Origin of the sequence: Dyella agri (assembly GCF_044904705.1) — a bacterium.
GTDB classification, from domain to species: Bacteria; Pseudomonadota; Gammaproteobacteria; order Xanthomonadales; family Rhodanobacteraceae; genus Rhodanobacter_A; species Rhodanobacter_A agri.
The window spans coordinates 1-26546 of record NZ_JADIKL010000008.1 but is presented as its reverse complement, the minus strand read 5'-3'; the positions used below and the strand labels follow the sequence as shown (position 1 = coordinate 26546).

The window sequence follows — 26546 nt, the reverse complement described above, 5'->3', positions numbered from 1 at the left end:
GCGCATATGAAAGAAAGAATCACAAAGGGACTGTTTAGTCTTTCAGGCGCATCGATAATGATCGGTGTCGTCGGCTTCATGTCAGGCATCGTCACGATCTTCATCAATGTCAATCAGCAACTATCTGTCAAGTGGCTTCTATTAGCCTTGCTTATCGGAATTTCGCTGACCCTGATTCTCTTGAAAGTGATCTTTGACCTATCCCAAGAAATACGACCGCCGCCGCCGTATGAGCATCCGATTCGTTATGTCGCTGAAGAGCAAGTATTTGTCATTCGACGCAACGATAACTTTCTAAACAACATAGTCGTCGGCTGCTATGCTCAGATGAACGAAATTGACAGGCTCGCGTACTTGGGTGTCGTACACCTAATTCAAGACAGGGTAATTCAGGTCAAAATTCAAAATGACTATTCTGTACTTTCAAAAATACCTTCAACTCAGGAAGAATTACGAAACATTATCATCCGCCCTGTCGTTCCTGTGACAGCGCTACAGCAAATGGGTTCGCTGGAGAGCACAAATGTCTAATCGCTATTTTGGAAAAGTTGTTGCAACGACTGACAGATTCACGATTGTCATGAATCGCGGCAGTGAACATGGAGTAAATAATGGTGATAAATTCTTAATTGTTGGCATCGGCCCTGTCATTATTGACCCCGACACCCAAGAAGAGCTTGAGCGCCTCGAAATTGTTCGCGGAAAGGTTAGCGTCTTCCATGTTCAAGAAAAGATTTCGTCAGCACGCTCTTGTGAGTTTGAGAGATCATCTGATGTAAAGGAAATCAAAAAGGTCACTTCTCGGGGCGGAGGGGTGATTGGATTCCTTGGTCCGCAAGACACTGTCACGGAATCAATTAAGCCAGGCGACGAACAGCTGAAGGAACTTAACGGCGCCCAAGTCGGTGATTTGCTGCTAGTGCTCTAACCCTTCATTCAGCCAAACCTGCACAGCCCGGTGAATTCAAACATTGTGCGTCCACTTCCAACCGAAAGCGAACGCACAGCTTCAATACCGGATGAGTAATCGTTAGTAACGAATTAGCATACGCTTTTATACTAGCCGGGCGATACTGAAATTTATTGTCCGCGAACCAAAAGCAAGGCCCCGCATGCGGGGCCTTGTAGTGTCACCTGCCTGCCGAGACGCTCAGCCGCCGTTCTTCGCCAGCCACGCATCCACCGCCGGCAGGCGATCCTTGCGGATCATCATGCGGTACTGGATGTTGGCGATGACGGTGTCCGCAGGACGGCGCGCGCCCGGAGCGACGGTGGCCTCGTAGGCCTTGATCTTGTCGATCATCGCCGGGTCGAACGAACTGCCGCCCAGCGCCGGGTAGAAACGGCTGCTGGAGGTGGAGTCCACCAGCTTGTCCACCTGCGCGCGGTGCGCCATGGCGAAGTCGTAGGCCAGCTCCGGATGGTGGTAGGCCACGCCGCCGATCATGCCGGCGCTGTTGGTGGCGCCCGGTTCATCGGTCAACGCCAGATCCAGCGCACGCTGGCCCAGCGCCTTGTCTTCGGCGATGGACAGCAGGCCGTACAGGCGGTCCTTGATCATCGGCGACTTCTCGGCCTTGGCCTCGGCGTGCAGCTTGTCCCAGGTGGCCGCGTCAGCATGCTGCGCGACGATGCTGAGGATGGTCTTGCGCAATGCCGCTGGCACTGCCTTGGGATCGGTGGCCTGCGCCTCGTAGCGGCGATGCACCTCGTTGAGCATGTCCTGGTCGCCCAGTTCGGCCAGCGCGCCGATCAGCTGCGTGCGCAGCAAGGTGACCGAGGTGCTCTCGTCCGGCTTGGCATCCCAGCCCACGCGCGCGAACACCGGCTTGAGCTGCGCCACCGCGTAGCTGCGGAAACGGTCCTGCCGCGCTTTGTCGCCGCGGTAGTACTGGTCCAGCCCGACCAGGCTGCCGGCCACCTCGGCCCAGATCTCCGGCGAGGCGTTGGCCGGCGTGGCCTTGGCCATGTCGAGGAAGTCCGACACCGGCTCCAGCCCGGCCATGCCTTCGGCCCAGGTGTCGCTCATCAGGCCGAGCTGGTCGATCTCGGCGAGCTTGCCGAAGTCCTGCTTCAGCGCGGCAAGCTGGGCCGGCGCGTACAAGGTGCGGTAGTAGCCGCTCTGCCCCGCGTTCACCAGCACCGGGCCGCAGCCCTTCAGCTTCAGCGTGGCCGAGCCGTCCACCAGGGTGCTGGATGCGGCGTTGCCCACCACCTGCGCAATCACCGGCACGTGCCAGCGCAGCGGCTGCTTGTCCGGGCGATCCTTGGTGAATTCGCCCTGCGTGAACTTGACCATGGTCTCGCCGTTGCTGCACATCGCCGAGTCCACCTTGATCAGCGGCACGCCCGGCTGCAGGGTGAAGTCGTGCGCGACCTGGGTGATCGGCTTGCCGCCGGCCACGCCGTCCATCGCATGCCACAGATCGTCGGACACCGTGTTGCCGTAGGCATGGGCCTTCAGGTAGTTGTGCACGCCCTGGCGCCAGGCTTCGGGGCCGACATAGGCCTCCAGCATGCGGATCACCGCCTCGCCCTTCGAGTAGGTGATGGTGTCGAAGGCCTGGCTGGCTTCTTCCACGGTATCGATCTTCTGCACGATCGGGTGGGTGGTGGCTACCGCGTCGCGCGACATCGCGCCTTCGCGCACACCCACGGCGTCGAGCGAGGCATTCCATTCCGGATGCCGCTTTTCCGTCTCGCGCGAAGCCATCCACGAGGCGAAACCCTCGTTGAGCCACAGGTTGTCCCACCAGTTCATGGTCACCAGGTCGCCGAACCACTGGTGCGCCATTTCGTGTGCGGCGGTGTTGAACACCTCCATCTTGTCGCCCTGGGTGGAGTACGACGGATCCAGCAGCATCGCGTATTCGAAGGTGAATATCCCACCCCAGTTCTCCATCGCCGAGAAGAACTGGCTGCTGCCCGGCGCGGCGATATTGTCCAGCTTGGGCAGCGGGTACTTGATGCCGAAATATTCGTTGTAGTCGTGCAACACCGCCTTGGCCGACTCCAGCGTGAAGGCCGCCTGTGCGCCCTTGCCCTTCTGCATGATCACGCCGATCTCGGTACCGTCCGAGCTCGTGGTGACACGGTCGAAATCGCCCAGGCCGAAGAACAGCAGGTAGGTGGACATCTTCGGCGTGGTCTGGAAGGTCACCTTCGCCATGCCGTTGCCGATGTCGGCCTTCGAGGCCACCGGCATGTTGCTCACCGCCATCTCGTTCGAGGGCACGGTGACCGAGAGGTCGAAGCGCGCCTTGTAGGCCGGCTCGTCCCACGAGGGAATGAAGCGGCGCGCGTCGGAATTCTCGAACTGGGTGAACAGCGCGCGCTTCTGGCCGGACTCCGTGGGGTAGTCGATGGCGAACAAGCCGTTGGCCTGGGTGCCGATCGTGCCGACGTAGTCCATCGCCAGCTTGTAGCGGCCCGGGGCGACCGGCTTGGCGAAGGCGAAGGTGGCGGTCTGCGCCTTTTCGTCCACCGACACCTTGGCGGTTTCGGCGTGGCCCGTGGCCGGCGCCAGCGTCGCCGAGGAGAACGTCATGCCCAGCGCATTCAGCGTGATGCTGGCGGTGGGCTTGAGCACCTCCACGTCCACCGTCACCTTGCCATCGAAGCTCAGCTTGTCGGCATGCGGCACGATCGCCACGTCGTAGTGCGTGGGCCGCACGCTACGCGGCAGCTGGGTGGGGGTCAGCGACGACGCGGCGGCAGCCGGCTGCGCCGGCATCGCCAGCACGCCGCCGGCGGAAACGGCGAGCGCCAACGCGATCGCGGATACCAATGTCTTGCGCATGAAAACCTCTCCTTGGGTCAGGGCATGGCCCGCGGCGCCGGGCGGCGCCGTCGAACGGGCGACAGGTGAAACGAGGCAAACGCTCTCCCGGCGGGCATGGTCGCGCCCGCAGCCGCACTCCGGTAGCGCCGGAAGTCATGCCCGGACCCCGTGCAGCGTCCAGGCTTCAGGCCGCAGTTCACCCCTTTCGGCCCCACCGGAGCTGCCTTCGTCGCACGGACGGCGAAAGACGCGGAATCGGCCGCTATGCTCCCTCCCCATCGCTCCACCACCGGGGACATCACCGTGATAAAGGGCTTTCTCTTCGTGGCGCGGCTGGTCCTGGCGTGGCTTCTGCTGCTGGCCTTCGTGTTGACGCTGATGTTCAACAGCGGCCCGTTCCACAGTACGGGGCCACTGCCGGTGATCATCTTCATCGTCGTGCTGGCACTGGTGATCACCGGCGCCTTCTCCCACCTGCGGCGCGTGCGCCTGATCGCCGGGCACGCGAACCTCGACACGCTGGGCAACCGCCAGCGCCGGCAGATCGAGCTGCCGTTCGAAGCCGGCGAGGCGTTCGACATGCTGGATGCAACGATCCGCGAACTGCCCTACACCGAGGAAATCGAGAGCGCCCGCGACAGCTTGCAAGTGCGCGCCAAAGTACGCCGCCCGAATCCCTACGGCCGCGCCGTGCTCGGCTGGCTCAACCCCTTCAGCTGGCTGGGCAGCCGGCGCAACCAGATTTTCGCCACGGTGACGCCGGGCGACGACGTCGGCAGCGTCACCCTGGTGTGCGAACCGGAAAGCGGTGCCTGGACCGACTGGTTCCGCGTGGACGACGGCAGCAACCTGCTCAACGCCGAAGCAGTCTCCCGCGCCCTCGCCCGCCGCGTGGCCGAGCGCCGCCGCCGCGAACAGCAGGCCGCGACCCAGGCCGCCACGGACAAGGAGCTGGCGCAGGCCAAGCTCAATCTCCTGTACGCGCAGGTGGAGCCGCACTTCCTCTACAACACACTGGCCAGCGCGCAATACCTCACGCGCAGCGAACCCGCACAAGCCGACCGCATGCTCGGCCATCTCATCCAGTACCTGCGCCACTCGCTGCCCAGCGCGGAGGAAACACTCTCCACCCTCGGCGAAGAACTGGAACGCGCCCGCGCCTACCTCGAAATCCTGAAGATCCGCATGGGGGCGCGACTGGAGATGAAGATCGACGTGCCCGATGCGTTGCGCGCCACCACGCTGCCGCCGATGATGCTGCAAACCCTGGTGGAGAACGCGATCAAGCACGGCCTGGAGCCCAAGCCCGGCGGCGGCACCGTGTGGCTGCTCGCCCGCCGCGACGGCGACAGTGTGGCGGTCACCGTGGCCGACGACGGCCAGGGCTTCGGCGCGGCCGGCGGCGGCACCGGCATCGGACTGAAGAACGTGCGCGAGCGGTTGCAACTCGTATACGGCCCGCGTGCCTCGCTGGCGGTGGTCGCCAACGCACCCGAAGGCGTGGCCGCCACGCTCACCGTGCCGGTGCAACACGCTGCGCCGGCCGCGCCGGAATCGCAGTCATGACCCGCGCCGTGATCGCCGAGGACGAACTGCTGCTACGCGACGCGCTGAGCCGCCTGCTGGGACAGGCGTGGCCGGAACTGGAGGTCATCGCCGAATGCGAAAACGGCGCCGACGCGCTCGACGCCATCGCCACGCACCAACCCGACGTGGCCTTCCTCGACATCCGCATGCCCGGCCTCAATGGGCTGGAAGTGGCCGCGGCGGCGGCCGAAGCCAGCCCGGCCACGCAGGTAGTGTTCACCACCGCCTACGACCAGTACGCCATCGACGCCTTCGAACGCGGCGCGATCGACTACCTGCTCAAACCCATCGCCCTGGAACGCCTGGCCGCCACCGTCGAGCGGCTGAAGCGCCGCGCCGCGGCCGGCCAGTCCGCGCGCGGCGACCTCGCCCTGCTGCTGCGCGAACTGGCGCAAGGCGCGGCGCAAACCGGCGCCGCACCACCGCTCACCTGGATCACCGCAGGCACCGGCCGCGAAACACGGCTCATCATGGTGGACGACGTCGCCTATTTCCGCGCCGACCACAAGTACACGGTGGCGGTGACCGCCGAGGGCGAAGCGCTGCTGCGCAAACCGATCCGCGAACTGCTGGAGCAGCTCGATCCGGCCGTGTTCAAGCAGATCCACCGTTCCACCATCGTCAACCTGAAAGCCATCGCCTCGATCGTGCGTGACGACAGCGGCAAGGGCACCGTGCGACTCAGGCAGCGCCCCGAAACCCTCGTCGTCAGCCAGCCCTTCATGGTGCTTTTCCGCAACATGTGACCCGGCGCGCGGCTCGCCATGCGCGAGCGGCGCAAGAACCCAACCACTTTGGGAAAACCGATCATGCTGAAGCCGACGATTGCCGGCCTGGCCTTGCTTTGCCTCGCCGCCTGCGCCACACATCCCATCAATCGCGACGCGCTGCGACTACACGCCGAGCGAAACTGCCGGGGACGGGCTGCCGTTTCCTCCGTCTATGCCGTGGACAGCACCGGCATCGGCACTCGCAGTGTGGCGTTCGACCGCTGCATGCGCGCCGCCGGCTTCGTGAGCGAGGGCTAAGCCATGTTCCTTCGTTGCCTCATCATCGCTCTGCTGGCCAGCTGCAGCTCCGGCGAACGCGTCGACATCGCGCTGTCCCGCGATGGCAGCCATACCACTTTCGACAGCCGCGTCGTGATAACCGGGCCGTCCGCCCACTTCGAGTGCCGCACCAGCGCCAGCGGCCAATGCCACTACGCCTTGTTCGCCTACGACTGCGCCGATGCCGCTTGCAGCACTCCGCCGTTGCGCCAGTTCGCGGTGGCCGCCGGCGACGAACAGACCCTCGCCAACCTGCCCCGCGACGTGCGTGTCTGCATGCGGCGCGAGGCAGGCGCGATGACGGCGGGGTGCCTGCATCCGCGCAACACGGCAGCGGCGCAGGCACCGCAGTGAGGGCACATCGCGCGGCTACCCTTGCCGCAGCGACGACGGCGCTGCCGATGCGCTCAGTGCCCCGTGTTCTCCGTGCGACGCGGCAGGCGCCAGCCCGGCCGCACGAAATGACAGGTATAGCCGCCGGGAAAATGCTGCAGGTAGTCCTGATGCTCCGGCTCGGCTTCCCAGAAGTCGCCCAACGGCCGGACCTCGGTCACCACCCGGCCCGGCCACAGGCCGGAGGCATCCACGTCAGCGATGGTGTCTTCGGCGATGCGCTTCTGCGCCTCGCTGGCGTACAGGATCAACGAGCGGTAGGAACTGCCGCGATCGTTGCCTTGCCGGTTCGGCGTGCTCGGGTCGTGGATCTGGAAGAAAAACTCCAGCAGTTCGCGGTAACTGATGCGCGCGGGATCGAACAGTATCTCCACCGCCTCGGCATGCGTGCCGTGGTGGCGATAAGTGGCATTGGCTACGTCGCCGCCGGCATAGCCCGTGCGCGTGGACAGCACGCCGGGCTGTTGGCGCAACAACTCTTGCACGCCCCAGAAGCAACCACCGGCAAGCACGGCGCGTTCGGCGTTCATCACTCGCCCTCCACTTGGTCGAGCCACGCGCCGTAGCCCTCGGCCTCCATCTCGGCGCGCGGCACGAAGCGCAGCGATGCGGAGTTGATGCAGTAGCGCAAGCCACCGCGCTCGGCGGGGCCATCCGGGAAGACATGCCCCAGATGGCTGTCGCCCTGCGAGGAACGGACTTCGGTGCGGATCATGCCGTGGGTGGTATCGCGCAATTCGCGGACGCTCGCCGGCTGCAGCGGCTTGGTGAAGCTGGGCCATCCGCAATGGGAGTCGAATTTGTCGGTGGAGGCGAACAGCGGCTCGCCCGACACCACATCGACGTAGATGCCGGCGGCGCGCTGATGCAGGTACTCACCCGTGCCGGGATACTCGGTGGCGTTTTCCTGCGTGACGCGATATTGCTCGGGTGTCAGGCGCGCAAGGGCTTCGGGGGTCTTGCGATACACGGACATGGCAGGTCTCCGCAGCTGATCGACGCGAACCGAGATGGGGGCGCGCGCAACCGATCCAAGGCGCGCCCCCGAGGCATGCAGGGGCTCAGCCATCATGGCTGGCGCCCGGGAACAGACGCCAGGCAGGCTGGCTTCGCCGAACTTGGCGCCGGCGTCCGGGGCGCGACCGAAACCTTTCCCCATCGCATGCCGCCGATGCGCTCAGCGCCAGCCGGCCGCCCGCGCCGCGCGCTCCTGCTGCGCATCGAAGACATTGCCTTGCAGGCGGGCATCGACCGCGGCCTGCACCGCAGGCGGCAGGCTGCTCGCCGCCTGGCGCAGTTCGCCCCCTGTTTCCGGAGCCGAAGGACTCAGCACCGGCAAGGCCCAGCCCGTCGCGGCACGGCAGGCCAGTCCGGCGCGCGCCGGTGGCGTACGCACGGTGAAGGTGCGGCAGATGCGCCCGTCGGCGGCGCGGAAGCTCAATCCGATCGCGACCGGGGCATGCGCATCCGGCTCGCTCGCCAGCGACTGGTCCAGCGCGCGACCGAGGACGCCGGCGGCATAGGGCTCGCCGTCATGCATGCGTACCAGTGCGTCGCCGGCATGCCACCACCACAGGCCCGCCGCGAGCAAGGCCACCGAGGCTGCCAGCGCGGCGCCCGGCATCAGCCAGCGACGAGGCGTGCGGCGGCGGGAGGCATGGCTGTCGCGTCCGCCCTCCAGCACCGTGAGGGGAGCGGTCGGCGCGGCCTGCGGCTCCAACAGGGCGGACAGCCGCGCGGGTACCGGCTCGTCCAGCACCGGATCGAACGCGGCCCGCAGTTGGGCATTCAAGGTCTGCATCTGCCGCACGCGGCGAGCCAGCGCATCGTCCTGCGCCAATGCCGCATCGATGCGCGCAGCGTCCGCCGCCGTTAGCGCGCCGTCCACGTATGCCTGCAAGGTGTCGTCGTCGATCGGGTTCATGCGTCGTTTCCGAGATGGGCCTGCAGGGCGGCGCGTGCGCGGGCAAGGCGGCTGGTGATGGTTCCCACCGGCACCTCCAGCAAAACGGCGGCCTCGTCGTAAGACAACCCTTCGACCAGCACCAGTGCCACCACTTCGCGATGGTCCGGCGGCAGCGCCGACAAGGCCTGCGTCAGTTCCAGCTGCTGCGCGGGCAAGGTGGCAGCGCCATCGGCCACCGCCTCGCCGGCCTCCTCGGCCGCGAACAGATGCTGCGCCCTGCCGCGCGCGCGCAACTCGTCCCGCCAGGCGTTGCGCGCGATCGCGAACACCCACTTGTCCAGCGTAGCGTCCGGCCGCCACTGCGCGGACCGGGCCAGCGCACGCTCCAGCACCACCTGCACCAGGTCGTCGGCATCGGCCACCTGTCCTGCCAGCGCCCGCGCCAGGCGCCGCAGGCGCGGCAGCAACGCAACCAGTCCTTCACGCACGGCGTCGCTCGAATGCACGCATCACCTTCCATTACGTCTGGAGGGGAGGATTCCTTCCCCCGGTGCACCGGCGCGGTTCGAGGGGGTAAAGAAAGCCCATGCTAGCATCCGCCCCCGTCGCTCCCGAGGTGTCCGCTGATGCCGCTGCGTCGTGCTTCCGCGCTGTCCGTTCCGGTGCTGGCGATCCTGCTCGCGCTGCTCGGCGTCGCTCCTGTGCAAGCGCAGGTACTGGGCCCGGTACAACGGAGCCTGCCGAACCTGCCGCTTCCGGCATCGCCCCTGCCCGGCGCGCTACCTGGCGTGAACCCGCAAGGTGCCGACGACCTGCTGCGGCGGCCACTGGCCCTCAGCCTGAAAGTGCAGGTCGGCACGCTGCTGCGCAGGGAGCCGCGGCGCGTCACCGTCGACCCCAAAGGCGCGCCGATTCTGCGCGGCGAATATCTCGCCATGCGTTTGCCGGATGCCCAACTCGATGCCTTGCAGGCGCTTGGCTTCACCGCGGATCGGCAAGCTTCGGCGGATGCGACGCTAGGGCTGGATTTCGCCGTGCTACACGACACCCGCGGACGCGGCACGCAGGAAGCCATGCGCGTCCTGCAGCAAGCCGCGCCGGATGCGACGTTCACCTATCAGCATCTCTATCTTCCGGCGGGCGACGCGGGTGTGGCGCCGGCCGCGAGCTCGCCCGCCCCCATGCCCGCCGTGCCGGCACGCGGCGTGGGGATGATCGACGGCGGCGTCGACCCGGCCGATCCCGCCTTGGCGCATGCCCGCATTGAAAAGCATGGCTGCAGCAAGACGGCCGCCTCGCGGCATGGCACAGCGGTGGCCGCGCGCCTCGTCGCCGGCGACACGGATACCTTGTATGCCGCCGACCTGTGGTGCGGCGATGAGGTCGGCGGCGCCACTTCCGGATTGGTGGACGCACTCGCGTGGATGGATCGCGAACACGTGGCGGTGGTCAACATCAGCCTGGTCGGCCCCGACAACCCGGTACTGGCCGGTGCGGTGCAGGCGATGATCGCGCGCGGCCACGTGCTGGTCAGTGCGGCCGGCAACGACGGCCCCGCGGCGCCACCCTTGTTTCCGGCCGCCTACCCGGACGTGATCGGCGTCGGCGCCGTCGATGCGCGTGGTCGCGTGCTGCCCGAATCCGCGAGCGGCAAGCAGGTGGCGTTTTGCGCACCGGGCGTGGCCGGCAGTGGTCGCGACATACTGCGGGGCACCTCGTTCGCGGCACCCATCGTGGCGCGCAAGGCGATTCCGCTGCTGGACACCCCCCGGCCCGGGGCAGCGACCCAAGCCCTGCAGCGTCTGATCGGCGAAGCCCGTCCTCTTGGTGCCAGCGGCCGCGACACGCGTTGCGGTTACGGCTTGCTGTCGCCTTGAGAACCTGTTCGCGAACCGCGCCGGGTTCGTCACCAGGCTCCAAAGCTGAACGCGTAACAACAGCGGCCGCTCGGCACGGAAGGATGCCCCAGCCACGCACGTAGTGGTCTCCGGAAGCCGCGGATTCGCCGCCGGCAGGAGGTCCCAACATGCGCAGCACAACCCTCAGCAACAAGACCCTCGCCATCGCCGTGTGCAGCGGTGTGCTTGCCCTGGCCTCGATGGGCAACGCCCACGCCCAGCACCTGGGCGGCGGCCTCGTTGGCGGCGCGGCCGGCCAGGTCCGTGGAACGATGGGCCAGGCGATGGGGCAGATGAACGGCCAGGCCAACGGCTCCGCGCAGGGCATGGCCAACTTCGGTATGCCCGGCATCAACCCGCGCGCCTCCGAACAGCGCGCCGAACGCCTGCGCCATCGTGCCGTGTCGACTGCCACGACAGCGACACAGGCCGGCGGCCAGGCGGCGGCGAACGGCGCGAGCGCTGCCAACACCGGCCAGGCTACGCTGAGCGGCAACGCCGCCGCCTCCGGCAGCCTCGATGGCGCCGTTGCGAACAACACTGCGAACGCCGCCGCCGACCAGGCACGTTCGGCCGTTTCGACGGCCAAACAGGGCGCCGCAAGCGCCGTGGGTCATGCGCGGAATGCGGCTGACAACGCCCGCACGGACGCCGGGGACGCTGCTCAGGCCGGCGTCGACAAGGCACGGCAGCTCACTACCCGAGGCGTGTCTGCGGCCCGCTCGGTGGGTTCGCAGGCTGCCGGCACGGCGAGCAATGCGGCCTCGTCCGCCACGAACGGTGCCGGCAGCCTGTCGGGCTCGATCACCGGCACTGCCAACGGCGGCTCGGCCATCGGTGCTTCAGGTTCGGGCAGCGCTAGCAGCAACGCGAATGCCGGGGCCGGTGCGAACGGCTCGGCCAGCGGCCACGCCGGCGCCGGCGGCTCGCTCGGCAACGGCGTGTCCGCCTCGGCGCAGGCCAATGGCAGTGCGAGCGCGCAGGGGCACTGAGCCTCAGGACGGCATCGCGCGAAATGAAGAAGGCCCCGCATGCGGGGCCTTCTTCCTTGCACGACTTCAGGCCGCCGTAACGATCAGGCGAACGGATCGTCCAGCACGATGGTGTCGTCGCGGTCGGCGCCGGTGGCGACGATGGCGAGCTTGCAGCCGGAGAGTTCTTCCACCGCACGCAGATAGGCGCGGGCAGCGGCGGGCAGCTTGTTCCAGTCGCGGATGCCGGCGGTGGATTCCTGCCAGCCCGGGAACTCCAGGTACACCGGCTTGCACTCCTCCCAGCCGTCCGCATCCAGCGGCGCCAGCTCGCGGCGCTTGCCGCGGTATTCGTAGGCGATGCAGACCTTGATCGTCTCCAGGCCGTCGAGCACGTCCAGCTTGGTGATCGCCAGGCCGTTGATGCCGTTGATCTGCACCGCGCGCTTCAGCGCCACCAGGTCGATCCAGCCGCAGCGGCGCGGGCGGCCGGTGCTGGCGCCGAACTCGTTACCTACCTTGCGCAGGCGCTCGCCCATCTCGTCGTGCAGCTCGGTCGGGAACGGACCGCCACCCACACGCGTCGCATACGCCTTGCAGATGCCGAGCACGTAGTCGATGTCGTGCGCGCCCACGCCGGTGCCGGCCAGCGCGCCGCCCACCGTGGTGTTGGACGAGGTGACGTAGGGATAGGTGCCGTGGTCGATGTCCAGCAGCGCGCCCTGCGCGCCTTCATACAAGATGTTGCCGCCTTCGCGGCGCACGTCGTGCAGGATGGTGGCCACGTCGTCCACCAGCGGCTTGATGTACTCGCCCCAGGCCAGCGCGTCCTTCAGCACGGTGTCGTAATCCACCGGCTCGGCCTTCAGCCACTGGGTGAGGATGAAGTTGTGGTACTCCACGGCGGTCTTCAGCAGCGCGGGCAGCTCGTGCGGGTACATCAGGTCGGCCACGCGGATCGAGCGGCGCGCCACCTTGTCCTCGTAGGCCGGGCCGATGCCGCGGCCGGTGGTGCCGATCGCGCTCTTGCCGGCGGCGGCCTCGCGCGCCTTATCCACGGCGATGTGGTACGGCATGATCAGCGGCGTCGCCGGGCTGATCTTGACGCGCGAGCGCACGTCCACGCCCTGCTCCTCCAGCTCGGCGACTTCCTTGATCAGCGCCTCGGGCGACAACACCACGCCGTTGCCGATCAGGCACTGCGCGTCGTCGCGCAGGATGCCCGAGGGGATCAGGTGCAGCACGGTCTTCTTGCCCTTGATGACCAGGGTGTGGCCCGCGTTGTGGCCGCCCTGGAAACGCGCGACGGCGCTGACCCGCTCGGTCAGCAGGTCGACGATCTTGCCCTTGCCTTCGTCGCCCCATTGCGCACCGAGGATGACTACTGACTTGCCCATGATGTTCTCGCTCGAATTGAAGCGCCCCTTGGGGACGCGAAAAGGTAACCGTGTCGGCGCCTAGCTGCCGTGAACTCGTTCGGTGACGCATGCGCCACGTCGCCTGCCCGGCGACGCGGCGCTCAATGCTTGGCCGGCTCCGGATTGCCGAAATAGCGCAGGAATTCCGAATCAGGCTTGAGGATCAGCACGCCGTTGCCGTCCTCGAACGACTTCTTGTAGGCGGCGAGGCTGCGATAGAAGGCGAAGAACTCCGGATCCTGGCTGTAGGCCTGCGCGTAGACCGCCGCAGCCTGGGCATCGCCCTCGCCGCGCACCTTGGCGGCATCGCGCCCGGCGTCGGCGCGCAGCACCTGGCCCTGACGGTCGGCGTCGGCTTCGATCTTCTCCGCCACTTCCTTGCCGGTGAAGCGTAGTTCGTTGGCCAGCTGCAGGCGCTCGGCGCGCATGCGCTTGTATACCGATTCGCTCACTTCGTCGGGCAGGTCGATGCGCTTGATCCGCACGTCGACCACGGCGATGCCGAGGTTCTTGCGCGCCGAGGCGTCGGTCAGCTGGCGCACCCGCTCGGTGATGTCCTTGCGGCCGCTGGAGATCAGGTCCTGCAGCGTGCGCGCGTTGAACTCGAAGCGCAACGCATCCTTGATGATCGGGGTGAGCCGCTGCTCCGCCTGCAGCTGGTCGCCGCCGGTGGCGCGGTAGTAAGCCGCATTGTCGGCGATGCGCCACTTCACGTAGAAGTCGACGTTGACGCTCTTCTTCTCGGAGGTGAAGTAACGCTCCGGCTGCGCATCCAGCGACAGGATGCGCTTGTCGAAATGCAGCACCTGCTGGATCACCGGCAGCTTGAGGTGCAGGCCGGGCGGATAATCGGCGCGCACGATGCGGCCGAACTGCAGCAGCAAAGCGCTCTGTCCTTCGCTCACCACGAACATGCTGTTGAGGCCGAGCAGGACCAACAGCACGACGACGACGATGGTAACAATCCGCTTCATGGCTGCTTCTCCTTGCCCGCAGCCGCATCGTCGGTGGAGCTGGCCGCCGCGGGTGCGATCGCCGTCGCGCCATCCGCACGGCCCGCGTGGTGGCCTGCCGGCAGGTTGATGATGTTGCGTCCGCCGGAACCGTCGATCACCTTGGGGTTGTCGGCCATCACCTGTTCCATCGTCTCCAGCCACAGGCGCTTGCGGGTCACCGCGGGCGCGGCCTTGTATTCCTTCAGCAGCAGGTCGAAGCGCGCGACGTCGCCCTGCGCGCGGGCGATGCGCTCGGCCTTGTAGCCCTCGGCCTCGGCAGCGATGCGCGCTGCGTCGCCGCGCGCTACCGGCACCACCTTGTTCGCATAGGCCAGCGCGTTGTTCTCGATACTTTGCTTGTCCTCGCGGGCGTTGTTGACGTCGTCGAAGGCGTCCTTCACCTCGGCCGGCGGCGCCACGTTCTGGAAGCTCACCTCGGTAACGCGCAGGCCGCTGTCGTAACCGTCCAGCGTCTTCTGCAGCGCCTGCTGCGCCTCGCTCACCAGGTTCGCGCCGCTGGCGGAAAGGATCTGGTCCATGTCGCTGCCGCCGACCACCGAGCGCACCGCGGCTTCGGCCGCCGCGCTCACGCTGCCGTCGGGATCGCTCACCGAGAACAGGTACTTGCGCGCGTCGTCCACCTGGTACTGCACGGTGAAATCGATGGTGATGATGTTCTCGTCGCGGGTCAGCATGGAGACGCGATCGTTGACCGAGCGGATGCGCGTGGCCTCGACCTTGTCCACCGTCTCGATCGGGCTCGGCAGCTTGAAGTGGAAGCCCGGCGGCAGCGCGCGCGCGTACTCGCCGAAACGCAGCACTACGCCGACCTGGCGCGCATCGACGATGGTGTAGCTGCTCATCAGCAAGCCCACCACGACCAGCACGATGACGGCGGTGAGAATCCCGCTGGGGCCACGCCCCAGCCGGCCGAAATGGCTGCCGATGTTCTTCAGCACCTGGTCCGGCGAGAACTTGTTGCTACCCGGGCGTTGCCGGTTCCAGGGATCCTTCTGCCCGCCACCAGGTTCATTCCAGGCCATGGTCGGTTTCCTTGTAGAGCCTGTTCGATGCCTTCGCATAGCCCGCGCCGGAAGCTTTTTGCGCGCATGCCAGGGAAGAACGAAGGAGTGGACGTCCGTCCACGACGGAGTGATGACGCAGGGATGCGGGCAAACAGACCCGGCCCCGGAATTTATAGGTGCAGGGGTTGCTTTGTCGTAGCCGCCATCCGGCAGCACGCGGCTTGGCCTGCCAGCCAGGCAGGCGCTGCGCCCACCTGACGGCCACGGCAAGGCAACGCGGGCTATGCGAAGGCATCGAACAGGCTCTTGGCTGGGAAGGCCGGCTATGTGCGCCGGAGCGAGTCGGTTTGGACGCAACGAGCATGTAGCGGAACCAGGCTGCCTGTCGGGGATGGTGCCGAAGGTTTTCGGCCGCGCAAACGGCTGGCATTCTAGCAGAGCGAGGCGGAATCCGGGGCGGGAGCGGCCAGCAGCTCGCGCAGTAGCTCGGTCTCCGCCGCGCTGCCGCCATTGAGCGGCGCGATCACGCTGCGCGGCGCATCGATGCGCAGGCACCAGCCGTGTTCGTCCACCTGCTCGCCGGCAATCGCCCCCGCCGCCTTCAGCCTTGCGTGCAGGCGCCCCGCCGTGAGCGGCAGACGCAGTTCGGACTGCACCCGCTCGCCGCCGAGCAGTTCGCCCAACGCCTGGCGCAGCAACTCGATGCCCGCGCCGGTGGCGGCCGACAGCCATACGGCCTGCGGCCGGCCATCCGCGTCGCGGTCGATGCGCGGCTCCATCGTTGCAGTGTGGCCGGAAACGGACTCTTGCTGAGAAGTGCTGCCGGGGACGGCCGCTTCCTGATCTTCGCCGGCAGGGATGCCGGCATCCGCACGGCCCACCAGATCAATCTTGTTGAACACGCGCAGCTGCGGCACCTCGCCGGCGCCGATCTCTTCCAGCACCTGGTCGACCACGCGGCGCAGCGGCTCGCGCTCCTCGTCGGCGGCGTCGCTGACGTGCAGCAGCAGGTCGGCGTCGCGCGCCTCGGCCAAGGTGCCGCGGAAGGCCGCGACCAGGTCGTGCGGCAGCTCGCGGATGAAGCCCACGGTGTCGGCGATCACCGCCGGGCCGCAGGCGAGGTCGTCGAGCCGGCGCACGGTGGGATCGAGCGTGGCGAACAGCTGGTCGGCGGCATACACGCCACCCGCGGTGAGCGTGTTGAACAAGGTGGACTTGCCGGCATTGGTATAGCCGACCAGCGCCACCCGCGGCACCGTGTTGCGCAGGCGCGCGCGACGCTGCTGGCCGCGCTGGGTCTGTACTTTTTCGAGGCGCTTGGTGAGCTGCTTCACCCGCTCGGCGAGCAAGCGGCGGTCGGTTTCCAGCTGGGTTTCGCCGGGGCCGCGGTTGCCGATCGCGCCACCGCGCTGCGCATCGAGATGGGTCCAGCCGCGCACCAGCCGGGTGGCAAGGTGCTTGAGCTGGGCCAGCTCCACTTCCAGCTTGCCTTCGTGCGAGCGGGCGCGCTGGGCGAAGATGTCCAGGATCAGGCCGGCGCGATCGACCACGCGCGTGCTGAGGTGCTTCTCGAGGTTGCGCTCCTGCACCGGGCTGAGCAGGTGGTCCACCAGCACCAGGTCGGCGTCCAGCGCGCGCACCATCTCGGCCACTTCGTCGGCCTTGCCGCTGCCAATGTAGAAACGCGGATTGGGGGCGTCGACACGGGCCGTGACGCTGCCAAGGATCTCGGCGCCGGCCGATTTCACCAGTTCCGCGAACTCGGCACCGCGGCGCTCGGCGTCGCCGCTGTTGCGCGCGTGCGGCAGCACGATAACGGCGCGCTCGCCTTTCTTCTGACGATCAAACACGTTGGATGACGGCCTCTCGGGCTGGACGGAATCGGTCGGATTCCGTCTTCATGTGGGCCGTGCGACGATCAATCAAGCATCCGGCGCGTCGACGGCAGGCACGGCATCGGCATGCGCTTCCGGGCTGTCGTGGCCGTTGCCGAGTCGCACGTTGCGACTGGGCACCACGGTCGAGATGGCGTGCTTGTAGACCATCTGGCTGACCTGGTTGCGCAACAGCACCACGAACTGGTCGAACGACTCGACCGTGCCCTGCAGCTTGATGCCGTTGACCAGATAGATGGCCACCGGCACACGCTCGCGGCGCAAGGCATTCAGGAAAGGATCCTGCAACGATTGTCCCTTGGACATTTCTTGTTCTCCCCCGTGCGGCGAAACGACCGGGGAAAAAACGCCAGTGGCGCCCCGGCCCAACTGCGACGATGTTAACCGGGTTCAAGGGCTTGAAGGAAGTGGTTTTTCGGGGAATCCGCGCACGAAAACGAAGGGTTGCCGCAACCGCCTCACGCCGGCGTGCCGAGGAACAGCCGCACGGCCCCGGCCGCCCGCGCGGGAAGCGCCGCGGCCTCGGGGTCGAGCACGCGCGCGTCCAGCTCGGCGCGCAACCAGGTGATCTGCCGCTTGGCCAGTTGGCGGGTGGCGAAGATCGCACGGTCGCGGAAGCCGGCGGCATCGGTCGCCCCGTCCAGGTATTCCCAGCCCTGCCGATAGCCCACCGCGCGGATCGCCGGCAGGTCCGCATGCAGGTCGCCGCGGGCACGCAAGGCATGCAGCTCGTCCAGAAAACCGGCGCCCAGCATCGCGTCGAAACGCTGCGCGATGCGTGCGTGCAAGGGTTGCCGATCGCCCGGCAGCAAGGCCAGCTTGAGCACGCGCCACGGGAACACTTCGCCGCGGCCGCCGCGCTGCAGCTCAGACAGCGGACGCCCGCTGAGCTCGATCACCTCCAGCGCCCGCTGCAAGCGCTGGGCATCGTTGGGCCCGATCCGCGCGGCGGCGGCGGGGTCGGCTTGCGCCAGCCGCGTATGCATGGCCGGCCAACCGATGCGCGCCGCCTCGCCAGCCAACCGCGTGCGGATCGCCGGATCGGCCTCGGGCAACTCCGACAGGCCGCGCTGCAAGGCGCGAAAATACAACCCCGTGCCGCCGACCAGCAGTGGCACCCTGCCCCGCGCCGTGACCTCGCGCATCGCCGCCAGTGCGTCGTCGCGAAATTCCGCGGCGGAATACGGCTGCGCCGGATCGCAGATATCGATCAGCGCATGCGGATAGCGCGCCAGCGTGGCCGCATCCGGTTTCGCCGCGCCGATGTCGAGGCCGCGGTAGACCAGCGCCGAGTCCACGCTGACCAGGTCCAGCGCAAAGCGATCCGCCAGCTCGCAGGCGAGCGCGGTCTTGCCCGAGGCCGTGGGGCCCATCAGAAAAATCGCCAGGGGTCGGGTGTCGAAGCTCATGCAGGCAGACGGCAGGGAACCGGGCGCAAGGGTAACTCACGCAGGTTTGCGCAAAACCTCGCCAATCCAAGGCAAGTGCCTGTTGCGACTGCACGGATCGGAGTTGTCCACACGCTTGTCCAGCGTGTATCCACACCGCCTGTGGACAGATTCGGGGATCGGCGGCCAGGCGCGCCGAGGCGTCTGGGGAGACCTTGCACGGCATGCATGGCGAGGCCCGAGGCTCCGCCACGACAGACGCGAGAGCCTGTGCGCAAGGCCGTGCGTAGTCGTCCTGCCGTTTCGTGCGTTTAGCCCGCCATGCCCAGATCTCATAGCCTCATCGCGACACTCGTTGCCACAGCCTTGCTGGCCGCCGGCTCCCGTGCCTCTGCCCAGAAGGCCGCCACACCGCCCGACTTCAACGGGCTGTGGCGCATCAGCGACCAGGGCAGCGACGGCCCAGCGCAGGTCACCGCCAAGCTGCGCGCGGAGATCCAGCGCGAACAATCGCCCACCGTGGTCCCGGCCGCCGCCTCGTCGAGCGGCAATGCGCCCCGGCCGGGCAACGGCGATGGCGGCGGCAGGCATGGCGGCGGCATGGGCGGCGGCATGGGCGGGGGCCATATGGGCGGCGGCGGCATGGGCGGCGGACATGGCCGTGGCGGCAGGCGCGCCAGCACCTCATCGGACGACGCGTCCGGCGACGACAACATGCTCAAGCCACCGCCGATGCTCGACAACGACGCCGTCCTGGTCGTGCAGCAGGACGCCGTGAGCGTACAGACCCGGCTCGAGAACGGCGAGCAGCTGACCGTGCGCCTCGACGGCGGCAACCAGCAGACGCTCAACGGCGCCGCCGTCGCACACCGGCAGGCTGCCGACGCCGGCCTGCAATTCAGCCTGCACTTCAACGACGGCAGCCGGATCGACGAAATCTGGTCGCGCTCCGCCGACGGCCGCACGATGCAAGTCACCGAACAGTGGCAGCCCGGCTTCCTGCAACGTCCCGTGGTATTCCACCGGAACTACCAGCGCGTCGACTGAGCACGGGGCCGGGCGCCGCGGCGAGGATCTATAATCGGCGTTTTCCCCGCCCGTCCGGGCCAGCTATTGGATTCCCCATGCCGCAGATGATGAAAGCCCTGGTCAAGCGCAAGCCCGAGCAGGGCATCTGGATGGAAGAGGTGCCGGTGCCGGAGGTCGGCCCCAACGAGGTGCTGATCAAGCTGGAGAAGACCGCGATCTGCGGCACCGACCTGCACATCTACAAGTGGGACGAATGGAGCCAGCGCACGATCAAGCCGGGCCTGACCATCGGCCACGAGTTCGTCGGCCGCATCGTGGAAATCGGCCCGGGCGTCACCGGCTACAAGGTCGGCGATCGCGTCTCCGCCGAGGGCCACATCGTCTGCGGCCACTGCCGCAACTGCCGCGCCGGCCGCCAGCATCTGTGCCCGAACACCATCGGCATCGGCGTGAACCGCAACGGCGCCTTCGCCGAATACATGACCATGCCGGCCTCGAACCTGTGGCCGATCCCCGACCAGATCCCGTCCGAGCTGGCCGCCTTCTTCGACCCCTACGGCAACGCCGCGCACTGCGCGCTGGAGTTCGACCTGATCGGCGAGGACGTGCTGATCACCGGCGCCGGCCCGATCGGCATCATCGCCGCCGGCATCGCCAAGCACGTGGGTGCGCGCAACGTGGTGGTCACCGACGTCAACGACTACCGCCTGAAGCTGGCCGCCGACATGGGCGCCACCCGCGTGGTCAACGTGGCCAACCAGTCGCTCAAGGACGTGATGAAGGACTTGCACATGGAGGGCTTCGACGTGGGCCTGGAAATGAGCGGCAACCCGCGCGCCTTCAACGACATGCTCGACTGCATGTACCACGGCGGCAAGATCGCCCTGCTCGGCATCCTGCCCAAGGGCGCCGGCATCGACTGGGACCGCGTGATCTTCAAGGGCCTCACCCTGCAGGGCATCTACGGCCGCCGCATGTACGAGACCTGGTACAAGATGACCCAGATGGTGCTCACCGGCTTCCCGCTGCAGAAGGTGCTCACCCACCAGATCCACATCGACGACTTCCAGAAGGGCTTCGACCTGATGGACGCCGGCAAGTGCGGCAAGGTCGTCTGTTCCTGGAACTGAGCGCCCGTCGCGACGGCTGACGCCACGGCCGTCGCGACACCTCGACGCGGTATCTGCGTAAACTTCCCCGGCCCGGCAAGGCTGCCGGCCAGGGGAAGCACCCGGCGGCCATCGCCGGTTCACGACGCAACGGGATACCGCCAGCATGAACGCTCCTCGCCCCTCGACCGCCTCCCGTCTGGCGACGGCCCGCGGCCACGCGGAACGGTTGTACCGCTCGCGGCGCACGCGCAAGTTCGCGTTGATCGTCGCCATCGTGTTGATCGTGTTCGGCCTGCTCGGCTTCTTCGCTGCCCCGCCGATCATCCGCAGCCAGTTGCAAACACGGCTCACCGCCCTGCTCGACCGCCCGGTCAGCGTGGAAGCGGTGCACTTGAATCCGTTCACCCTGCGGCTGCAGCTGGACAAGCTGCACATCGGCGACCGCGATGGCCGTTCGCCCTTCGTCGATGTCGACCGCGCGGTGGTCAACGCCTCGTGGACCTCGCTGTTCCGCATGGCGCCGGTGCTGGACGAACTCTCGCTGCAGCACCCGCAGCTGCATATCGCGCGCAGCGCGCCGCAGCAGTTCAACTTCTCCGACCTGATCACCAAGTTCACCGGCGGCCCGCCGAAGCCGGACAGCAAACCGGCGCGCTTCGCGCTGTCCAACATCAGCGTGCATGACGGCGATATCGCGTTCGACGATGCGGTAACGCAGGCTTCGCACCGCGTCGACCATCTGGAACTCGGCATCCCGTTCATCGCCAACCTGCCGCGCGACACCGACGTGTTCGTGCAACCCCTGCTGGCAATGAACGTCGACGGTAGCCCGCTGCGCATCGCCGGGCAGACCAAGCCGTTCGCGGACAGCCTCGAATCGGTGGTGAACTTCACCCTGGACCACCTCGACCTGCCCCGCTACCTCGGCTACGTGCCGACCAAGCTGCCGGTGGCGATCCCGCGCGGCCAGCTGTCCGGCCAGCTCGAACTGCACTTCGTGCAGGCGAAGTCCGGCCCGCAGGTGCGGCTCGGTGGCCAGCTGCAACTGGACGACTTCGCACTGGCAACGCCGGACAGCGCCCCCATCCTCGAACTCGGCCATGCCGGCGCGGCGCTGGACGATATGGAACCGCTGCTGTCGCGCTATCGCCTCGGCGCGGTGCAACTGGACAAGCTCGACCTGCACTACACCCGCCAGGCCGGCGGCCACAGCAATTTCGATGCGCTGACCGGTGGCGCTCCCGCTCCGGCAACCACGCCCGCGACACCTGCCGCACCCGCTACCGAGGTGCGCATCGCCTCGCTCGCCTTGCAAGGCGGGCGTTTCGACTACACCGACGCCAGTGGCCGCAAACCGGCCACGCTGGTGCTGGAAAACATCCACGGCACGCTGCGCGGTCTGTCTATACTGGCCGCGCCAGCAGCCGCGATCGACCTGGCCGCCTCGCTCAATGGCGGCAGCCTCGCGGTGAACGGCAAACTCGACCTGGCGAACACCCGCTACGACGGCAAGCTCAGCCTCAAGAGCGTGGAACTGGCTCCGTTGCTGCCGCTGGCGCCACCAATGCTGAACGCCGAACTCGCCAAGGGGACGATGACCGCCGACGGCCAGCTGCAGGCGAACTGGGGCAAGGCCTTCAACATGAGCCTGCAGCCGGCCACCGCGACGATCGACGATCTCGCCTTGCGCCAGGGCAGCCGCACGCCACTGGCCTGGCAGTCGCTGGAAGCCGGCATCACGCGCTTCGACCTCGCCAGCAGTACGGCGCAACTCGACCACGTGACCTTGCACGGCCTGCAGGTGGAAGCACGGCGACTGCCGGATGGCGGCGTCGACCTGACCGATCTGGCGAAGTCCCAACCGTCGCACGGCCCGCGCAAGGCGTCGCCGCCATCGCCAAGCTGGCACTGGAGCATCGCCCACGTCGGCGTCGACGGCAGCCTGGCGCTTACCGACCCGCGCATCGCCGGCCGGCGCGGCCGCACCGAGTTCAAACTCGGCCACGCCAGTATCGACGACCTGTCCGACGACATGCGCAAGCCGCTGAAGCTCGTGCTGGATGGCGGCATCGGCCGCGGCAACCTGCGCCTCGACGGCAAGCTGCGGCCGCAGCCGCTGGATGCCGACCTGCGTGTACGCGCCACCCGCCTCGACATCGCCCCGCTGCAGTCGCTGGCCACGGTGCCGCTGAACGTCACGCTGAGCAGCGCCCTGCTCAGCGCGGACGGCCGCGTGCGCTACCGCGACCACCGGCCAGAGGCGCTGCTGAACTGGCGCGGCCGCGTCACCCTGGGCAACGTGCGCGTGCAAGACAAGCTCACCGGCGACGACTTCCTTCGCTGGAGCTCGCTCAACGCCAGCGGTCTCGACATGCGCATGGGCGAGGACGTGCCGCACGTGACCGTGGCCGGGCTGGCGCTCGACGACTTCTACGCCCGCGTGATCATCAATGCGAATGGCCGGACGAACCTGCAGGACGTGGTGGCCAACCCGGCCGCCGCGCCTGTCTCGGTGACCCAGGCACAGCAGACGCCGACTACGCCTGTGCCCGCACCAAAGCCGCAGGCAGCGCCGGCCCCGGCCGGTACGGCAGCCGCCCCGGCCGCCGACATCCGGATCGGCCAGATCACTCTGGCCCGCGGCCACCTCAACTACACCGACGACTTCATCAAGCCGAACTACACCGCCAACATCACCGAGCTCGCCGGCCAGGTGGGCGCGTTTGGCACCGCCGGCGGCCCGCCCGCCGCGCTGAACCTGCAAGGCCAGCTCGACGACAACGCGCCGGTGGACATCACCGGCACGATCAACCCGCTGGCCCCGGTAGCTTTCCTGGACGTGAAGGGCAAGGCCGACGGCGTGGAGCTCACCCACCTGTCGCCCTACTCGGGCAAGTACACCGGCTACCCGATCACCAAGGGCCGGCTGACCATGGACGTCCACTATCAGCTCGACAACGGCAAGCTCGACGCCAACAACCACATCTTCATCACGCAGCTGACCTTCGGCGACGCCATCCAGGGCCCCGGCATCAGTCACCTGCCGGTGAAGCTGGCGGTGGCGCTGTTGAAGGACGCCGACGGCAACATCGACGTGAACGTGCCGGTATCCGGCTCGCTGGACGACCCGAAGTTCAGCGTGGGCAGTCTGATCTGGCATGCCTTCGTCAACCTCATCGGCCGCGCCGTGACCTCGCCGTTCCGGCTGATCGCCTCGGCGATGGGCGGGGGCGGCAAGCAACAGGATCTGGGCTACGTGGAATTCGCCCCCGGCTCGGCCGTGCTCGACGCGAAGGCACAGGACAAGCTCGCGCAGATCGTGAAGATCCTGCAGCAGAAGACCGCGCTGAAACTCGACATCACCGGCCGCATCGACCCGAAGTTCGACGAAAGCGGCCTGCGCAAGGTGATGGTGGACGACCTGGTACAACAGGAAGCCGGCCAAGGCGCCGATCTATCGAAGCTCAGTGCCGACGACTACGACAAGTACCTGAAAAAAGCCTATAAGCACGCGAAATTCACCAAGCCGCGCGACGCGATCGGCCTCACCAAGTCGCAGCCGCCGGACGTGATGCGCAAGCTGCTGGAAACCAACGCGCCGGTGGATGCGGACGCACTGCGCCACCTTGCCGAACGCCGCGCGGACGCGGTGCGCGCCTGGATGCACGGCAAGCTCGACGACAACCGCGTCTTCGTACTGGCACCGAAGCTCGACGCCAAGGGCATCGACGACCAGGGCAAGACCACGCGCGCCGATTTCGGCTTGCACTGAGCGGCTTTCTGCCGGGGGCAAAAATCGCCCGGATCATCGCATCGGCGATGGCGCGGAGGGCGACTGCCATGGATGGCTGTCGCAAAAAAGCAGACAATAAACCTTTCACCACGAGCGGAATCCCACCATGAGCTACCCCGGCCAGGCGCGCTACGCCAGCGAACTGAACTCCATCCGCGAACAGGGCCTGTTCAAGGCCGAGCGCGTGATCGTCTCGCCGCAATCGGCCGAGATCGAGCTGGAGGGTGGCCGCAAGGTGCTTAACTTCTGCGCCAACAACTACCTGGGCCTCGCCGACCACCCGGAGGTCATCCAGGCCGCCAAGGACGCGCTGGATACGCACGGCTTCGGCATGGCCTCGGTGCGCTTCATCTGCGGCACGCAGGACTTGCACAAGCAGCTGGAAAAGAAGATCGCCGACTTCTTCGGCACCGAGGACACCATCCTCTACGCCGCCTGCTTCGACGCCAACGGCGGCCTGTACGAGCCGCTGCTGGGCGAGGAGGACGCGGTGATCTCCGACGCGCTCAACCATGCCTCGATCATCGACGGCATCCGCCTGTGCAAGGCCAAGCGCTTCCGCTACGCCAACAGCGACATGGCCGACCTGGAGAAGCAGCTGCAGGCCGCCGACGCCGCCGGTGCGCGCACCAAGCTGATCTCGACCGACGGCGCGTTCTCGATGGACGGCTTCATCGCCAAGCTCGACCAGATCACTGCACTGGCCGCGAAGTACAACGCGCTGGTGCACATCGACGAATGCCATTGCACCGGCTTCCTCGGCGATACCGGTCGCGGCTCGGCCGAAGTCAACGGCGTGATGGACAAGATCGACCTGTTCACCGGTACGCTGGGCAAGGCATTGGGCGGCGCGCTGGGTGGCTTCACCACCGGCCGCGCCGAGATGATCGAGATGCTGCGCCAGCGTTCGCGGCCGTACCTGTTCTCCAACTCGCTGCCGCCGCACGTGGTGGCCGCGGCGATCAAGGTGTTCGACATGCTGGAGGCCGCCGGCGACCTGCGCGCCAAAGTGCAGGAGAACACCCGCTATTTCCGCGAGCAGATGGGCAAGGCCGGTTTCGACATCAAGCCCGGCGTGCACCCCATCGTGCCAGTGATGATCTACGACGCGCCCAAGGCGCAGGCGATGGCCACGGCCTTGCTGGATGAAGGCATCTACGTCACCGGCTTCTTCTACCCGGTGGTACCGCAGGGCCAGGCACGCATCCGCACGCAGATGAGCGCGGCGCATACCCGCGAGCACCTGGACCGCGCCATCGCGGCGTTCACCAAGGTGGGCAGGCAGTTGGGCGTCATCGGCGGCTGAAACTCAGCGCCGGCGGAGCTGCGCCACCTCGTTCGCACCGAGGTGGCGCCACTGCCCCTTGGCGAGGTTGCCCAACGCCAGCGGCCCGATCGCCACCCGGATCAGGCGCAGTACGTCGATACCCAATGCCGCCAGCAGGCGGCGTATGTGCCGGTTGCGCCCTTCGTCCAGTACCACCTCCAGCCAGGCGTTCTTCTCGCCCTCGCGCAGCAGGGTGGCCCGCCGCGCCTTGAGCAGGTCGCTCCCCTCGCGGACACCGGCCTGCATCGTCGCCAGCGCCGCCGCATCCGGCTGGCCGGCCACCTGCACGTGGTAGGTCTTGTCCAGATGCGTGTTCGGCTCGGTGATACCCGCAGCCCAAACGCTGTCGTTGCTGAGCAGCAACAGGCCTTCGCTGGCCTTGTCCAGCCGCCCCACCGGCCCCAGCCACGGCAAGCCGGCGTCGCGCAGCAGGTCGTAGACCGTGTCGCGGCCGCGCTCGTCGGCCGCGCTCACCACGATGCCGCGCGGCTTGTTCAGCGCGAGGTAGACGCGTTGCACCGCCGCTACGGCCACGCCATCCAGGCTGAGCTGCTGGCGCTCCGCCTCGACCGGATATTCGGGGTCGCGCACCACGCGGCCGTCCACGCCCACGCGCCCGGCGCGCACCGCGGCCTCGGCCTGGCTGCGCGAGCACACGCCCAGTTTGCTCAGTACGCGGGCGACGCCATGGCGCTTGCCGGCCTGTGCTGCGGATTGTTTCGAAGGGGCCATCGGGCGAGCCTGGACTGCTGAGCCATTCCTGTTGCCATCATCGCCGATCGCGCGGATCAAACGGGCAACCATCCGGCTCTCGGTACCCAAAGAAAAAGCCCGGCATGTGCCGGGCTTTTTCGTGACACTGCGACAAGTCCGATTACTGCTGGACCTGCAGCTCCACGCGACGGTTCTGCGCACGACCCGCGTCGGTGGCGTTGTCGCCGATCGGGTTGTCCGCACCGTGGCCGATCGGGCCTTCCAG

At 67.3% G+C, this 26546-nt stretch carries 24 protein-coding genes; 12 read left to right on the top strand and 12 right to left on the bottom strand.

Annotation, left to right across the window (positions count from 1 at the left end):
- The first annotated feature begins 6 nt into the window (after window positions 1-6).
- A complete protein-coding gene (locus tag ISP14_RS13870) occupies window positions 7-531 on the top strand; it encodes a hypothetical protein (RefSeq protein WP_404540951.1) in 525 nt (174 codons plus the stop codon).
- Window positions 524-928, top strand: coding sequence for a hypothetical protein (locus ISP14_RS13865; RefSeq protein ID WP_404540949.1), 405 nt, complete (start codon window positions 524-526; stop codon window positions 926-928). The genes ISP14_RS13870 and ISP14_RS13865 overlap by 8 nt, the downstream gene beginning before the upstream one ends.
- Window positions 929-1150: 222 nt before the next feature.
- Here the strand turns inward: ISP14_RS13865 and ISP14_RS13860 are convergent, their stop codons facing one another.
- The gene (locus ISP14_RS13860; protein ID WP_404540948.1) at window positions 1151-3799 is read right to left on the bottom strand and encodes a M1 family metallopeptidase; all 2649 of its coding nucleotides are present in this window, start codon (window positions 3797-3799) and stop codon (window positions 1151-1153) included.
- A gap of 246 nt (window positions 3800-4045) precedes the next feature.
- Between ISP14_RS13860 and ISP14_RS13855 the strand changes: the two genes are divergently transcribed.
- From ISP14_RS13855 to ISP14_RS13840, 4 genes are read left to right on the top strand one after another with little or no spacing between them, the layout of a single operon-like run.
- Complete coding sequence (locus ISP14_RS13855) at window positions 4046-5347, top strand: sensor histidine kinase (RefSeq protein WP_404540946.1); 1302 nt, start codon at window positions 4046-4048, stop codon at window positions 5345-5347.
- The gene (locus tag ISP14_RS13850; RefSeq protein ID WP_404540944.1) at window positions 5344-6114 is read left to right on the top strand and encodes a LytR/AlgR family response regulator transcription factor; all 771 of its coding nucleotides are present in this window, start codon (window positions 5344-5346) and stop codon (window positions 6112-6114) included. Before ISP14_RS13855 ends, ISP14_RS13850 begins: the two co-directional genes overlap by 4 nt.
- Window positions 6115-6132: 18 nt before the next feature.
- Window positions 6133-6396 carry a hypothetical protein gene (locus ISP14_RS13845; protein WP_404540942.1) on the top strand — a complete coding sequence of 88 codons (264 nt, stop codon included), beginning with the start codon at window positions 6133-6135 and terminating at the stop codon, window positions 6394-6396.
- 3 nt (window positions 6397-6399) lie between these two features.
- Window positions 6400-6771, top strand: a complete 372-nt coding sequence (locus tag ISP14_RS13840; RefSeq protein ID WP_404540940.1) for a hypothetical protein — start codon at window positions 6400-6402, stop codon at window positions 6769-6771.
- Window positions 6772-6824: 53 nt separating this feature from the next.
- Here ISP14_RS13840 and msrA read toward each other — a convergent pair whose 3' ends face one another.
- From msrA to ISP14_RS13820, 4 genes are all read right to left on the bottom strand, one after another.
- Complete coding sequence (msrA, locus tag ISP14_RS13835; RefSeq protein WP_404540939.1) at window positions 6825-7340, bottom strand: peptide-methionine (S)-S-oxide reductase MsrA; 516 nt, start codon at window positions 7338-7340, stop codon at window positions 6825-6827.
- A complete protein-coding gene (msrB, locus tag ISP14_RS13830) occupies window positions 7340-7786 on the bottom strand; it encodes a peptide-methionine (R)-S-oxide reductase MsrB (protein WP_404541293.1) in 447 nt (148 codons plus the stop codon). The genes msrA and msrB overlap by 1 nt, the downstream gene beginning before the upstream one ends.
- Before the next feature lie 201 nt (window positions 7787-7987).
- Window positions 7988-8734, bottom strand: coding sequence for a hypothetical protein (locus tag ISP14_RS13825; protein WP_404540937.1), 747 nt, complete (start codon window positions 8732-8734; stop codon window positions 7988-7990).
- Complete coding sequence (locus ISP14_RS13820) at window positions 8731-9222, bottom strand: RNA polymerase sigma factor (protein ID WP_404540935.1); 492 nt, start codon at window positions 9220-9222, stop codon at window positions 8731-8733. The genes ISP14_RS13825 and ISP14_RS13820 overlap by 4 nt, the downstream gene beginning before the upstream one ends.
- 120 nt (window positions 9223-9342) lie before the next feature.
- Here ISP14_RS13820 and ISP14_RS13815 point away from each other — a divergent pair, with 120 nt between their 5' ends.
- Window positions 9343-10593, top strand: coding sequence for a S8 family serine peptidase (locus ISP14_RS13815; protein ID WP_404540933.1), 1251 nt, complete (start codon window positions 9343-9345; stop codon window positions 10591-10593).
- A 149-nt stretch (window positions 10594-10742) separates the two neighbouring features.
- The gene (locus ISP14_RS13810) at window positions 10743-11606 is read left to right on the top strand and encodes a hypothetical protein (RefSeq protein ID WP_404540931.1); all 864 of its coding nucleotides are present in this window, start codon (window positions 10743-10745) and stop codon (window positions 11604-11606) included.
- Between the two features lie 83 nt (window positions 11607-11689).
- On the opposite strand, the gene ISP14_RS13805 is transcribed toward ISP14_RS13810, so the two are convergent.
- The 6 genes from ISP14_RS13805 to miaA all read right to left on the bottom strand — a co-directional run bounded on the left by ISP14_RS13805 (window position 11690) and on the right by miaA (window position 18327).
- Window positions 11690-12982, bottom strand: a complete 1293-nt coding sequence (locus tag ISP14_RS13805) for an adenylosuccinate synthase (protein ID WP_404540929.1) — start codon at window positions 12980-12982, stop codon at window positions 11690-11692.
- Window positions 12983-13104: 122 nt separating this feature from the next.
- On the bottom strand, window positions 13105-13977 hold the full coding sequence (hflC, locus tag ISP14_RS13800) for a protease modulator HflC (RefSeq protein WP_404540927.1): 873 nt from the start codon (window positions 13975-13977) through the stop codon (window positions 13105-13107).
- The gene (gene hflK / locus ISP14_RS13795; protein ID WP_404540925.1) at window positions 13974-15041 is read right to left on the bottom strand and encodes an FtsH protease activity modulator HflK; all 1068 of its coding nucleotides are present in this window, start codon (window positions 15039-15041) and stop codon (window positions 13974-13976) included. Before hflK ends, hflC begins: the two co-directional genes overlap by 4 nt.
- A gap of 413 nt (window positions 15042-15454) precedes the next feature.
- Window positions 15455-16873: a ribosome rescue GTPase HflX gene (hflX, locus tag ISP14_RS13790; protein WP_404540923.1), complete on the bottom strand. Its 1419-nt coding sequence runs from the start codon at window positions 16871-16873 to the stop codon at window positions 15455-15457.
- 72 nt (window positions 16874-16945) lie between these two features.
- Window positions 16946-17224: an RNA chaperone Hfq gene (gene hfq, locus ISP14_RS13785; RefSeq protein ID WP_404540922.1), complete on the bottom strand. Its 279-nt coding sequence runs from the start codon at window positions 17222-17224 to the stop codon at window positions 16946-16948.
- 152 nt (window positions 17225-17376) lie between these two features.
- On the bottom strand, window positions 17377-18327 hold the full coding sequence (gene miaA, locus ISP14_RS13780; protein WP_404540920.1) for a tRNA (adenosine(37)-N6)-dimethylallyltransferase MiaA: 951 nt from the start codon (window positions 18325-18327) through the stop codon (window positions 17377-17379).
- Between the two features lie 300 nt (window positions 18328-18627).
- Here miaA and ISP14_RS13775 point away from each other — a divergent pair, with 300 nt between their 5' ends.
- From ISP14_RS13775 to kbl, 4 genes are all read left to right on the top strand, one after another.
- Window positions 18628-19353 (top strand): hypothetical protein, encoded by a 726-nt coding sequence (locus tag ISP14_RS13775; RefSeq protein WP_404540918.1) that lies wholly within the window; start codon window positions 18628-18630, stop codon window positions 19351-19353.
- Window positions 19354-19430: 77 nt separating this feature from the next.
- A complete protein-coding gene (tdh, locus tag ISP14_RS13770; RefSeq protein WP_404540917.1) occupies window positions 19431-20465 on the top strand; it encodes an L-threonine 3-dehydrogenase in 1035 nt (344 codons plus the stop codon).
- 145 nt (window positions 20466-20610) lie between these two features.
- The gene (locus ISP14_RS13765; protein WP_404540916.1) at window positions 20611-24219 is read left to right on the top strand and encodes a DUF748 domain-containing protein; all 3609 of its coding nucleotides are present in this window, start codon (window positions 20611-20613) and stop codon (window positions 24217-24219) included.
- A 127-nt stretch (window positions 24220-24346) separates the two neighbouring features.
- Entirely contained in the window at window positions 24347-25546 is a 1200-nt protein-coding gene (kbl, locus tag ISP14_RS13760) for a glycine C-acetyltransferase (RefSeq protein ID WP_404540915.1), read from the top strand.
- 3 nt (window positions 25547-25549) lie between these two features.
- Here the strand turns inward: kbl and ISP14_RS13755 are convergent, their stop codons facing one another.
- Window positions 25550-26299, bottom strand: a complete 750-nt coding sequence (locus tag ISP14_RS13755) for a pseudouridine synthase (protein WP_404540914.1) — start codon at window positions 26297-26299, stop codon at window positions 25550-25552.
- Window positions 26300-26546 lie beyond the last annotated feature (247 nt).

What these genes read in the sequence shown, in the direction of transcription:
- msrB (WP_404541293.1), bottom strand. Translation starts at nt 7,786, where the DNA reads ATGTCCGTGTATCGCAAGACCCCCGAAGCCCTTGCGCGCCTGACACCC.
- ISP14_RS13825 (WP_404540937.1), bottom strand. Translation starts at nt 8,734, where the DNA reads ATGAACCCGATCGACGACGACACCTTGCAGGCATACGTGGACGGCGCG.
- ISP14_RS13870 (WP_404540951.1), top strand. Translation starts at nt 7, where the DNA reads ATGAAAGAAAGAATCACAAAGGGACTGTTTAGTCTTTCAGGCGCATCG.
- hfq (WP_404540922.1), bottom strand. Translation starts at nt 17,224, where the DNA reads ATGTCCAAGGGACAATCGTTGCAGGATCCTTTCCTGAATGCCTTGCGC.
- miaA (WP_404540920.1), bottom strand. Translation starts at nt 18,327, where the DNA reads ATGAGCTTCGACACCCGACCCCTGGCGATTTTTCTGATGGGCCCCACG.
- ISP14_RS13815 (WP_404540933.1), top strand. Translation starts at nt 9,343, where the DNA reads ATGCCGCTGCGTCGTGCTTCCGCGCTGTCCGTTCCGGTGCTGGCGATC.
- msrA (WP_404540939.1), bottom strand. Translation starts at nt 7,340, where the DNA reads ATGAACGCCGAACGCGCCGTGCTTGCCGGTGGTTGCTTCTGGGGCGTG.
- ISP14_RS13860 (WP_404540948.1), bottom strand. Translation starts at nt 3,799, where the DNA reads ATGCGCAAGACATTGGTATCCGCGATCGCGTTGGCGCTCGCCGTTTCC.
- ISP14_RS13855 (WP_404540946.1), top strand. Translation starts at nt 4,046, where the DNA reads ATGCTCCCTCCCCATCGCTCCACCACCGGGGACATCACCGTGATAAAG.
- hflK (WP_404540925.1), bottom strand. Translation starts at nt 15,041, where the DNA reads ATGGCCTGGAATGAACCTGGTGGCGGGCAGAAGGATCCCTGGAACCGG.
- ISP14_RS13850 (WP_404540944.1), top strand. Translation starts at nt 5,344, where the DNA reads ATGACCCGCGCCGTGATCGCCGAGGACGAACTGCTGCTACGCGACGCG.
- ISP14_RS13775 (WP_404540918.1), top strand. Translation starts at nt 18,628, where the DNA reads ATGCCCAGATCTCATAGCCTCATCGCGACACTCGTTGCCACAGCCTTG.
- hflC (WP_404540927.1), bottom strand. Translation starts at nt 13,977, where the DNA reads ATGAAGCGGATTGTTACCATCGTCGTCGTCGTGCTGTTGGTCCTGCTC.
- ISP14_RS13765 (WP_404540916.1), top strand. Translation starts at nt 20,611, where the DNA reads ATGAACGCTCCTCGCCCCTCGACCGCCTCCCGTCTGGCGACGGCCCGC.
- ISP14_RS13865 (WP_404540949.1), top strand. Translation starts at nt 524, where the DNA reads ATGTCTAATCGCTATTTTGGAAAAGTTGTTGCAACGACTGACAGATTC.
- tdh (WP_404540917.1), top strand. Translation starts at nt 19,431, where the DNA reads ATGCCGCAGATGATGAAAGCCCTGGTCAAGCGCAAGCCCGAGCAGGGC.
- kbl (WP_404540915.1), top strand. Translation starts at nt 24,347, where the DNA reads ATGAGCTACCCCGGCCAGGCGCGCTACGCCAGCGAACTGAACTCCATC.
- ISP14_RS13755 (WP_404540914.1), bottom strand. Translation starts at nt 26,299, where the DNA reads ATGGCCCCTTCGAAACAATCCGCAGCACAGGCCGGCAAGCGCCATGGC.
- ISP14_RS13840 (WP_404540940.1), top strand. Translation starts at nt 6,400, where the DNA reads ATGTTCCTTCGTTGCCTCATCATCGCTCTGCTGGCCAGCTGCAGCTCC.
- ISP14_RS13810 (WP_404540931.1), top strand. Translation starts at nt 10,743, where the DNA reads ATGCGCAGCACAACCCTCAGCAACAAGACCCTCGCCATCGCCGTGTGC.
- ISP14_RS13845 (WP_404540942.1), top strand. Translation starts at nt 6,133, where the DNA reads ATGCGCGAGCGGCGCAAGAACCCAACCACTTTGGGAAAACCGATCATG.
- ISP14_RS13805 (WP_404540929.1), bottom strand. Translation starts at nt 12,982, where the DNA reads ATGGGCAAGTCAGTAGTCATCCTCGGTGCGCAATGGGGCGACGAAGGC.